This window comes from Ensifer sp. Root954 (assembly GCF_001429005.1).
Lineage (GTDB): Bacteria > Pseudomonadota > Alphaproteobacteria > Rhizobiales > Rhizobiaceae > Ensifer > Ensifer adhaerens.
Genome location: NZ_LMJM01000022.1, coordinates 144,662 through 155,138, shown reverse-complemented (window position 1 = coordinate 155,138; position 10,477 = coordinate 144,662). Strand labels below are relative to the sequence as shown.

8 protein-coding genes are annotated in these 10,477 nt (G+C 63.7%); 5 read left to right on the top strand and 3 right to left on the bottom strand.

All coding sequences use genetic code 11. The features are described from left to right. Window positions 1–308 precede the first annotated feature (308 nt). On the bottom strand, window positions 309–1,202 hold the full coding sequence (locus ASE71_RS12770; RefSeq protein WP_034802979.1) for a LysR family transcriptional regulator: 894 nt from the start codon (window positions 1,200–1,202) through the stop codon (window positions 309–311). Between the two features lie 113 nt (window positions 1,203–1,315). Between ASE71_RS12770 and ASE71_RS12765 the strand changes: the two genes are divergently transcribed. The 4 genes from ASE71_RS12765 to ASE71_RS12750 all read left to right on the top strand — a co-directional run bounded on the left by ASE71_RS12765 (window position 1,316) and on the right by ASE71_RS12750 (window position 7,029). After that, a complete protein-coding gene (locus ASE71_RS12765; RefSeq protein ID WP_082566527.1) occupies window positions 1,316–2,716 on the top strand; it encodes a VOC family protein in 1,401 nt (466 codons plus the stop codon). 10 nt (window positions 2,717–2,726) lie between these two features. Continuing rightward, window positions 2,727–4,148 (top strand): FAD-binding oxidoreductase, encoded by a 1,422-nt coding sequence (locus ASE71_RS12760; RefSeq protein ID WP_060521491.1) that lies wholly within the window; start codon window positions 2,727–2,729, stop codon window positions 4,146–4,148. A gap of 89 nt (window positions 4,149–4,237) precedes the next feature. After that, window positions 4,238–5,770 carry an aldehyde dehydrogenase family protein gene (locus tag ASE71_RS12755; RefSeq protein ID WP_034802987.1) on the top strand — a complete coding sequence of 511 codons (1,533 nt, stop codon included), beginning with the start codon at window positions 4,238–4,240 and terminating at the stop codon, window positions 5,768–5,770. A gap of 26 nt (window positions 5,771–5,796) precedes the next feature. Beyond that, window positions 5,797–7,029 (top strand): pyridoxal phosphate-dependent aminotransferase, encoded by a 1,233-nt coding sequence (locus ASE71_RS12750; RefSeq protein ID WP_060521492.1) that lies wholly within the window; start codon window positions 5,797–5,799, stop codon window positions 7,027–7,029. Window positions 7,030–7,063: 34 nt separating this feature from the next. Here the strand turns inward: ASE71_RS12750 and ASE71_RS12745 are convergent, their stop codons facing one another. Further along, entirely contained in the window at window positions 7,064–7,612 is a 549-nt protein-coding gene (locus ASE71_RS12745) for a cupin domain-containing protein (RefSeq protein ID WP_060521493.1), read from the bottom strand. 149 nt (window positions 7,613–7,761) lie between these two features. Between ASE71_RS12745 and ASE71_RS12740 the strand changes: the two genes are divergently transcribed. Next, a complete protein-coding gene (locus tag ASE71_RS12740; protein ID WP_034802996.1) occupies window positions 7,762–9,099 on the top strand; it encodes an aspartate aminotransferase family protein in 1,338 nt (445 codons plus the stop codon). A gap of 111 nt (window positions 9,100–9,210) precedes the next feature. Here the strand turns inward: ASE71_RS12740 and ASE71_RS12735 are convergent, their stop codons facing one another. Then, the gene (locus ASE71_RS12735) at window positions 9,211–10,476 is read right to left on the bottom strand and encodes a glycerate kinase (RefSeq protein WP_034802999.1); all 1,266 of its coding nucleotides are present in this window, start codon (window positions 10,474–10,476) and stop codon (window positions 9,211–9,213) included. Window position 10,477: the final 1 nt, after the last annotated feature.

Genomic DNA, 10,477 nt, shown 5'->3' with positions numbered 1-10,477 from the left:
GCACCGCCCTCGACTGGGCATCGGAGATCGCAAAGCCGGCGGCGCATTGGTTTTCAAGGCCGCGGTGATGCATGAAAATGGCATTTTTTAGCCGTGGTGCCAACAGCTTGCAAGGATTGCTCATACAAGATCGGACGTTTTGCGCACAGCCGAATCAAGCCGGAACCGGCCGCTGTGCGCGCCCCCAGTGGCACTTCGATACAACTCTTTCAAATGCACTCTTTCAAGCTTCATCGCGGGTGGCAGACGAGGCGAAACGTGATGGGGCGAGGAAGGTTCCCACGAATTTTCGACAAAAGCACCGCAGGTCAGCCCACCTGCTCGGTGATCCACTCGCGAAACGCCAGGCTGATCGGGTTTTCGAGCTTGCCCTCGGGCACGGCGAGGTAATAGCTGTTTTCCGTCTGCATCGGCCGGTCGAGCACGATCTGCAGCGTGCCGGCGGCAATTTCCTGCTCGATCAGGTAGCGTGGCAAAAGAGCAAAGCCGAGCCCGGCGGTCGCCGCCTCGATCACCATGGAAAACTGATCGAAACGGTTGCCGCGATAAGCGCCGCGCCCGTCCATGTCGTTGGCCTCGAACCATTGCGCCCAGAGTTTTGGCCTTGTGGCGAGATGGAGCATCGGCCCCGTGACGATATCTTCAGGGGAGGCAACCGGATGGGTTGCCAGCATGGCGGGACTTGCGGCGGGCACGATGATCTCACTGCAGAGATAGCTGCAGGTGGCGCGCGCCCAGACCGGCTGCCCGTAATGGATAGCCAGATCGAAATTCTGCTCCTCGAAATCGAACGGCGCAGAGCGCGAGGCGATGTTGATCACCGTGTCCGGATGGCGCTTGAGGAAATCGGGGAGACGCGGCACCAGCCAGCGGCTGCCGAAAGTCGGCAATGACGCGATCGAGAGCGTTGAATCCGCCCGGGCAGACGCCATCGCCCGCACCATCAGTTCCTCGGTTTGGTTGAGCAGGCGGCGCACCTCCGGCAGAAACTTCTGCCCGGCATCCGACAGGATCACACGCTGGCGCACACGCTCGAACAGGAGCACCCCGAGCTGGTTTTCGAGATCCTTGATCTGGCGACTGACGGCGCTCTGCGTGAGGTTCAGTTCGGCTGCGGCCTGCGTGAAGCTGCCGTGTCGCGCGGCGCATTCGAACGCCTGCAGCGTCGTCACGTCGGGAACCAGTCTTCGGCTCAACTTCATTCCGCCCTCGCATCAACATAGTCAGAAGCAACGCGATCAATGGCCAGTTCGATCGGATATGATCCGAAATGAGAATGACCTTGTCCTTCACCCATAGCGCGAGGCGAGCCCCAGTGAAAGAGAATAGTTTCGTATCCGCCGACGACATCCGCTCGGCCTTTTCCGCAGCCATGTCGGTCATGTACCGCGAAGAGGTGCCGGCCTACGGCACGCTGATGGAGCTGGTCGCCAAGGTCAACGACGATACGCTCGCCGCCGACCCCAAACTGAAGGAGCGCCTCGACGCGACGGATTCGCTCGACCGCATCTCCGAGGAGCGCCACGGCGCGATTCGGCTCGGCACCCCCGCCGAACTCGCTATGATGCGCCGCGTCTTTGCCGTCATGGGCATGTACCCGGTCGGCTACTACGATCTCTCGACCGCTGGCGTTCCCGTGCATTCAACCGCCTTCCGCCCGGTCGGCGACGCCGCGTTGAAGCGTAATCCGTTCCGCGTCTTCACCTCGCTGCTCCGTCTCGACCTCATCGCCGATGAAGCGCTGCGTGCCGAAGCCGAAGTTATTCTGGCCGCGCGCCAGATCTTCACCGCCGGCGCCGTCGAACTCACGGAAAAGGCCGAGCGCGACGGCGGTCTCGACAAGGTGGATGCAGAGCGATTCGTCTCGGAAGTGCTCGAAACATTTCGTTGGCACGACAAGGCCAATGTCAGCCCCGACATGTACAAGCGCCTGCATGACGCCCATCGCCTGATCGCCGACGTCGTCTCCTTCAAAGGCCCCCACATCAACCACCTGACGCCGCGCACGCTCGACATCGACAAGGTACAGGCGCTGATGCCGGAATACGCGATTGCCCCGAAGGCTGTCGTCGAAGGCCCGCCGACCCGCAAGTGCCCGATCCTGTTGCGCCAGACCTCGTTCAAGGCGCTCGAAGAGCCGGTTTCCTTCAAGGATGCCGACGGCACCTGGAAGGAGGGTTCGCACACCGCCCGCTTCGGCGAGATCGAACAGCGCGGCATCGCGCTGACACCCAAGGGCCGCGCACTTTACGACGAACTGCTCGACGCCTCGCGCAAGATCGTCCGCCCGGCGGCCGACGGTTCCAACGCGCGCGAATACGAAGCGGCACTTGCCGGGGCTTTCGAGCCTTTCCCGGACACCTGGGCAGGCATCCGCGAAGCCGGGCTCGGCTACTTCAGCTATTCGCTGACGGAAAAAGGCCGCAAGGCCGGCGTCTCCGGCAAGCACGACATCGAAGCGTTGATCGCCGCCGGCCTCGTCCAGTTCGACGCGATCGTCTATGAAGACTTCCTGCCGGTCAGCGCCGCGGGCATCTTCCAGTCGAACCTCGGCGACGGGGCGCAGCAGGATTTCGTCGCCAGCCCGAACCAGAAGCGCTTCGAGGCCGATCTCGGTGCGACCGTGCTCAACGAGTTCGATCACTATGCCGGTATCGAGCAGGCTTCGATCGAAAGCTGCATTCAGGCCTTGACCGGCGCCATCGCTGCGGAATGATGCTTCCCTGATGATCGAGCAACTGCACATCGACGCGCTCACCGACATCCTTGGAGACAAGGGTGTCGTCACGCGTCCGGAAGACCTGGAAGCCTACGAGACCGGCGCGCGCTATGATCGCGGCCGGACGCCGCTCGTGCTGCGGCCGGCGACGACCGAAGAGGTTTCCGCCGCTGTCGCCTATTGCGTCACCAACGGCATCGCGCTGATCCCGCAGTCCGGCAACACCGGCCTCGTCTCCGGCTCGACGCCGGATCAGTCGGGCGACGAAGCCATCCTCAGCCTCGACCGGCTGGCAAAACGCTTCGAACTCGACCTCGACAACCGCTCGGTTCGGCTCGACGCCGGCTTCCGGCTGTCCGATCTCAACCGGCGGCTGGAAGAGCACGGCCTGTTCTTCCCGATCGATCTCGGCGCCGACCCGCGCATCGGCGGCATGATCGCCACCAATACCGGCGGCTCACGCTTCCTGAAATACGGCGACGTGCGCCGAAACACGCTCGGCCTCAAGGTGGTGCTGGCCGACGCGGACGGCACCGTGCTCGACCTGCAATGCGACTTGCGCAAGAACAACACCGGCGTTGACTGGAAGCAGATCTTCGTCGGCACCTCGGGCGCCTTCGGCATCGTCACCGAATGCGTGCTCAACCTCGAGCGCCTGCCGCAGCAGACGGCAACGGCACTGCTGGTTCCGGCGAGCGGCGCCCATGTGATGCCGCTGCTGCGCGCCATGGAAGAACGCCTCGGCGCCTACCTTTCGGCCTTCGAGGGCATGTCGAGCAATGCCGTCAAGGCAGCCTTTGCCCACGTGCCGTCGCTGAAAAACCCGTTCCAGGCTGGCCAAGTCCCTGACTACGTCATCCTCGCCGAGATCAGCCGCACCTGGGCACCGCGCGAAGGCGAACAGTCGCTCGACGCCGTGCTGGAAACGGCGCTGGCCGAAATCTGGGAGATGGACGAGGCACCGCTCGCCGACGCCTTCGTCGGTCCGCCGCACGAAATCTGGGCCCTACGCCACGCGCTGTCTGAGGGCGTCAAGCACCTGGGCAAGCTGATCGCCTTCGATGTCTCCTTCCGCCGGGGTGACATCATGGCCTTCTGCGACCATATGAAGGCCGAAATGCCCTCGAAATTCCCCGACGTGACCGTCTGCGATTTCGGCCATATCGGCGACGGTGGCGTGCACTTCAACCTCGTCGTGCCGAAGAACAGCGACCTTCTCAAGGACGAGACTTTCGAACCCCGGCTACGCGAATGGGTTTTCGCCGTCGCCGTCGAGGAATATCACGGCAGCTTCAGCGCGGAACATGCGATCGGCCGCCGCAATCAGGCCTATTACGACTTTTATACACCAGACAAACTCAAGGACATGGCCGCGGGCCTGAAGACGCTGACCTCGCCGGGAAAGCTCGGCAGTGTGCGTTTCGGATAGGCCAGAGCGGAATGAGGAAAGTGTGTGCGGTCTTCCGCCGACATTTCGCTCCAACGAATGATCTAAACCAATAAAACGGGAGTCAGACCATGAACATCGCAACCAAGAAAGTCGACGTGACCAAGGAAGCCGCCGCGCTTCTCGAAAAGATGGGCGTCGCCAAGGAACTCTACACCGGCGGCGACATGCCTTCCTATAGCCCGGTCACCGGCGAGAAGATCGCGGCCCTCAAGACGGTTTCGGCCGCTGAAGCCGCCGCCAAGATCGACCAGGCGCATGAAGCCTTCAAGGCCTGGCGCCTGGTTCCCGCCCCGAAGCGCGGCGAACTGATCCGCCTGCTCGGCGAAGAACTGCGCGCCTTCAAGGCCGACCTCGGCCGCCTGGTTTCGATCGAAGCCGGCAAGATCACCTCCGAAGGCCTCGGCGAAGTGCAGGAAATGATCGACATCTGCGATTTCGCAGTCGGCCTTTCCCGCCAGCTCTACGGTCTGACGATCGCCACCGAGCGTCCCGGCCACCGCATGATGGAAACCTGGCACCCGCTCGGCGTCGTCGGCGTTATCTCCGCCTTCAACTTCCCGGTCGCCGTCTGGTCGTGGAACACCGCACTGGCGCTCGTCTGCGGCAACTCCGTCGTCTGGAAGCCGTCTGAAAAGACCCCGCTCACGGCGCTTGCCTCGCAGGCGATCTTCGAGCGCGCGCTCGCCCGCTTCGGCGATGCGCCGGAAGGCCTGTCGCAGGTCCTGATCGGTGACCGCACCGTCGGTGAAGTTCTCGTCGACAACCCCAAGGTTCCGCTCGTATCGGCCACCGGCTCGACGCGCATGGGCCGCGACGTCGGTCCGCGCCTCGCCAAGCGCTTTGCCCGCGCCATCCTCGAGCTCGGCGGCAACAATGCCGGCATCGTCTGCCCGTCGGCCGATCTCGACATGGCGCTGCGCGCCATCGCCTTCGGCGCCATGGGCACCGCCGGCCAGCGTTGCACCACCATGCGCCGCCTGTTCGTGCATGAAAGCGTCTACGACCAGCTCGTTCCGCGCCTGAAGAAGGCCTACGGTTCGGTCTCCGTCGGTAACCCGCTCGAAACCACCGCCCTCGTCGGCCCGCTTGTCGACAAGGCTGCCTTCGACGGCATGCAGAAGGCAATCGCTGAAGCCAAGTCGCATGGCGGCACCGTCACTGGCGGCGAGCGCGTCGAGCTCGGTTATGACAACGGCTACTACGCCAAGCCCGCTCTCGTCGAAATGCCCAAGCAGGCCGGACCGGTTCTCGAAGAAACCTTCGCGCCGATCCTCTACGTCATGAAGTACAGCGACTTCGACGCCGTCGTTGCCGATCACAATGCAGTCGCAGCCGGCCTGTCGTCCTCGATCTTCACCCGCGACATGCAGGAATCCGAGCGCTTCCTCGCCGTCGATGGCTCGGATTGCGGTATCGCCAACGTCAACATCGGCACCTCGGGCGCCGAAATCGGTGGCGCCTTCGGCGGTGAGAAGGAAACCGGCGGCGGCCGCGAATCCGGTTCGGACTCGTGGAAGGCCTACATGCGTCGCGCCACGAACACGGTGAACTATTCGAAGGCTCTGCCGCTGGCGCAGGGCGTGTCGTTCGACATCGAATAATCGGCGCACCCAGGTAGGTAGAGACCATGACCATCAACGCAACGGTCAAGGAGGCGGGCTTTGAGCCCGCCTCGCGGATCTCCTCGATCGGAGTGTCCGAAATCCTGAAGATCGGCGCCCGCGCGCAGGCCATGAAGCGCGAAGGCAAGCCGGTCATCATCCTCGGTGCGGGCGAGCCGGATTTCGACACACCCGACTTCGTCAAGGACGCCGCCTGCGAGGCGATCAAGCGCGGTGACACCAAGTACACCGCCCTCGACGGCACGCCGGAACTGAAGAAGGCGATCCGCGAAAAGTTCCAGCGTGAAAACGGCCTTGCCTACGAGCAGGACGAGATCACGGTTTCGACCGGCGCCAAGCAGATCCTGTTCAACGCCATGATGGCGTCGATCAATCCGGGCGACGAGGTTGTCATCCCGACGCCCTACTGGACCTCCTATTCGGATATCGTCCAGATCTGCGAAGGCACGCCGGTTCTGATCCCCTGCGACGCCTCCTCCGGCTTCCGGCTGACCGCCGACAAGCTCGAGGCTGCAATCACGCCGAAGACGCGCTGGGTGCTTTTAAACTCGCCTTCGAACCCGTCGGGTGCCGCCTACAGCGCGAGCGACTACCGGCCGCTGCTCGACGTGCTCCTCAAGCATCCGCATGTGTGGCTGCTGGTCGACGACATGTACGAGCACATCGTCTATGACGGCTTCCGCTTCGTCACCCCGGCCCAGCTCGAGCCCCGCCTCAAGGACCGCACGCTCACGGTCAACGGCGTCTCCAAGGCCTATGCCATGACCGGCTGGCGCATCGGCTATGCCGGCGGTCCGCGCGACCTGATCAAGGCGATGGCTGTCGTCCAGAGCCAGGCGACCTCCTGCCCCTCCTCCGTCAGCCAGGCCGCTTCGGTTGCCGCGCTGACTGGTCCGCAGGAGTTCCTGAAGGAACGGACCGCCAGCTTCCAGCGCCGCCGCGATCTCGTCGTTACCGGCCTCAATGCCATCGACGGTCTCGATTGCCGCGTCCCGGAAGGTGCCTTCTACACCTTCTCCGGCTGCGCCGGCATGCTCGGCAAGGTCACGCCCTCGGGCAAGGCAATCGCAACGGATACGGACTTCTGCGCCTACCTGCTCGACGACGCCCATGTCGCCGTTGTTCCGGGCTCGGCCTTCGGTCTCTCGCCGTTCTTCCGCATTTCCTATGCGACCTCGGAAGCGGAACTGAAGGAAGCGCTCAAGCGCATCGCCGACGCCTGCGCTCGGCTTTCTTGACGAACTCCGGACGGCGCCTCGGCGCCGTCCGCTCCTAGAACGTCGGCGGCGTGCAGGCGCTGATCACTTCGCAAGGCACCGGCCCGACGCAGCGGAAACGATGCGGCCGCCGGCTTTCAAAATAATAGGCATCCCCCGGTCCCAGGATCCGCCGCTCATCGTCGACGGTGACCTCGATACGGCCCGACAACACGATGCCCCCTTCCTCGCCGTCATGCACCAGCGGTACCTTCCCTGTGTCGGCGCCCGGCTGATAGACCTCTTTCAGGATCTGCAGGCTGCGGCCGAAGAGGTTTTCGCCGATCTGCCGGTAGGAAATCGGCCCCTTGCCGATCTCGACCAGTTCCTCCGCCGCATAGAACGCCTTGCGCGGTCGTTCCGGTTCGAAGGAGAAGAATTCCGCAAGCCCAATCGGAATGCCGTCGAGAATACGCTTCAGCGCACCGACGGAAGGATTGGAGGCGTTCGACTCGATCAGCGAGATCGTCGAATTGGTGACGCCGGCGCGCTTGGCCAGTTCGCGCTGCGACAGATTGTGCATCAGGCGGAGATGACGAAGCCGGTTTCCGATATCGACGGTCATATGATCCGAACCCTTGGTGTTCAGGTTGTTCGAAATAGCGCAAAAACGCTACAACGGTACAATAAATTTCAATGACTTAACTGACATCAGAAAAGGACTTGTTTGGCAAATCAAATCATGGCGTCAATCGCCGAACTCAGGAGGATGCCATGAACCAGCACACCAAACCCAACGCCCCCGTTCTCGACAGCTATTGGATGCCGTTTACCGCCAACCGGCAGTTCAAGCAGGCTCCGCGCCTGCTCGCGTCCGCCGAAGGGATGCACTACACCAGCACCGATGGCCGCACGATCCTCGACGGTACCGCCGGGCTCTGGTGCGTCAACGCTGGCCATGGCCGCCGTCAGATCGCCTCGGCCGTCGAGCGCCAGCTGTCGACCATGGATTTCGCCCCGTCTTTCCAGATGGGCCATCCCATTGCTTTCGACTTCGCCGAGCGCCTCGCCGAAATCGCGCCGGGTCCGGAAGGCCAGAAGCTCGACCGCGTCTTCTTCACCGGTTCGGGTTCTGAATCGGTCGACACGGCCCTGAAGATGGCGATCGCCTATCAGCGCGCGATCGGCCAGGGCACCCGCACGCGCCTGATCGGCCGAGAACGCGGCTATCACGGTGTCGGCTTCGGCGGCATTTCGGTCGGTGGCATCCTCAACAACCGCCGCGTCTTCCCGCAGCTTCCTGGCTCCGACCACCTGCGCCACACGCATGACCCCGCGAAGAACGCCTTCGTCAAGGGCCAGCCGGAACACGGCGCCGAGCTTGCCGACGATCTCGAGCGGCTGGTGGCGCTGCATGGCGCCGAAACCATCGCCGCCTGCATCGTCGAGCCGGTCGCCGGCTCAACCGGCGTGCTGATCCCGCCGAAGGGATATCTTGAGCGTCTGCGCGCCATCTGCGACAAGCACGGCATCCTGTTGATCTTCGACGAAGTCATCACCGGCTTCGGCCGCCTCGGCGCCGCCTTTGCCACCGACTTCTTCGGTGTAACCCCGGATATGGTGACGGCGGCCAAGGGTCTCACCAACGGTGCGATCCCGATGGGCGCGGTCTTTGCCAGCCGCAAGGTGCATGACGCGCTGATGCATGGGCCCGAAAACGCGATCGAGCTCTTCCACGGCTACACCTATTCCGGCCATCCGGCCGCCTGCGCTGCCGGTATCGCCACGCTCGACATCTACCGCGACGAGGGCCTCATGACCCGCGCCGTCGAGCTGCAGGACGCCTGGCACGACGCCATGCACTCGCTCAAGGGCCTGCCTCATGTAATCGACATCCGCACGATCGGCCTGATCGCCGGCATCGAGTTGCAGTCGCGCGACGGCGCAATTGGCGCCCGCGCCTACGACGTCTTTGTCGATTGCTTCGAGAAGGGCCTGCTGATCCGCGTCACCGGCGACATCATCGCCTTCTCGCCGCCGCTGATCGCCGAAGAGAAACATTTTGGCGAGATCGTCTCGATCCTCGGCGATGCGCTGAAGCGCGCCAAGTAAGCCCAAGCGACGCACGACAAGGCAACGCCGCCGCCGAAGATCTCGGCGGCGGCGTCTGCGTTTCGATTGCACACCTGAATCCGGCTAACGTCTCTACGCGCGAGGCGCGTCCTAACGGATCAACAGCGCCCGGAAATCGTTGACGTTGGTTCCGGTCGGTCCTGGCACGAAGAGATCGCCGCTCACGTCAAAGGCCGACCAGGCGTCGTGCCGGGTAAGATGTAGACGTGGATCGATGCCAGCCGCCCGCATGCGGGCAATGCTCTGCCCATTTGCAAAGGCACCGGCATTGTCTTCGGAGCCGTCGATGCCGTCCGTATCGGCGGCAAGCGCATCGATCCCCGACACGCCGTCGATATCGAGCGCCAGCGACAACAGGAACTCGCTGTTGCGCCCGCCCTTGCCGTAGTCCTTGCCCGAAATCGTCACCGTCGTCTCACCACCGGAAAGCAGTACGACCGGCTTGCCGAACGGCCGGTCTCTCAGCGCCACTTCGCGGGCAAGCGCTGCATGCATGCGACCGATATCGCGCGCTTCACCCTCGATCGCGTCCGAGAGTATATGCGCCTCGATGCCGAGTTCGCGCGCCTTGGCCGCCGCCGCTTCGAGCGAAACGCTTGCCGAAGCAACGACGTGACACTCATGCGCGGCAAACCGCGGATTGTCCGGATCGGGCGCTGCAGCGGCCTCCGAGCGCAGATGCGTCACCACCTGGTCGGGAAGTTCCATGCGATAGCGGGCAACGATCTCCAGCGCCTCGGCCGCCATGCTGCGATCCGGAACGGTCGGCCCCGAAGCGACGAAGGCCGGGTTGTCGCCGGGTACGTCCGAAACGACCAGACTAACGACACGCGCCGGAAAGGCGGCTGCAGCGAGCCGCCCGCCCTTTATCCGCGACACGTGCTTGCGAACGACGTTCATAGCCGAGATCGGCGCGCCGGAGGCAAGCAGCGCCTTGTTGACGGCGATCTCGTCGGCGAGCGTCAAACCCTCAGGCGGCGCCGGGAGCAGGGCCGAGCCGCCACCGGAAATCAGCGCGATGACCAGATCGTCCGCCGTCAAACCGGCCACGGCCTTCAGCAAGGCATCCGAGGCAGCAAGCCCCGCCTCATCCGGCACCGGATGAGCCGACTGCAGCACAGTGATCGTCTCACACTGTTCGATCGGTCCATGACGGGCGACGACCGTTCCGGAGAAGGGATGCTTCCAGAGCTTCTCGAAGGCGGCGGCCATCTGGCTTGCCGCCTTGCCCGCGCCGACGACCACCGTCCGCCCTTTCGGCGGGGCGGGCAGATGCGCCTTGATCGCCTCATAAGGATCGGCGGCTCGAACGGCTTCCTCGAAAAGCCGGGTCAGGAAGAGGCGCGCATCGATCATG

Coding starts and splice junctions, on each gene's coding strand:
- ASE71_RS12770 (WP_034802979.1), bottom strand. CDS start 1,202: ATGAAGTTGAGCCGAAGACTGGTTCCCGACGTGACGACGCTGCAGGCG.
- ASE71_RS12735 (WP_034802999.1), bottom strand. CDS start 10,476: ATGATCGATGCGCGCCTCTTCCTGACCCGGCTTTTCGAGGAAGCCGTT.
- ASE71_RS12740 (WP_034802996.1), top strand. CDS start 7,762: ATGAACCAGCACACCAAACCCAACGCCCCCGTTCTCGACAGCTATTGG.
- ASE71_RS12755 (WP_034802987.1), top strand. CDS start 4,238: ATGAACATCGCAACCAAGAAAGTCGACGTGACCAAGGAAGCCGCCGCG.
- ASE71_RS12750 (WP_060521492.1), top strand. CDS start 5,797: ATGACCATCAACGCAACGGTCAAGGAGGCGGGCTTTGAGCCCGCCTCG.
- ASE71_RS12745 (WP_060521493.1), bottom strand. CDS start 7,612: ATGACCGTCGATATCGGAAACCGGCTTCGTCATCTCCGCCTGATGCAC.
- ASE71_RS12760 (WP_060521491.1), top strand. CDS start 2,727: ATGATCGAGCAACTGCACATCGACGCGCTCACCGACATCCTTGGAGAC.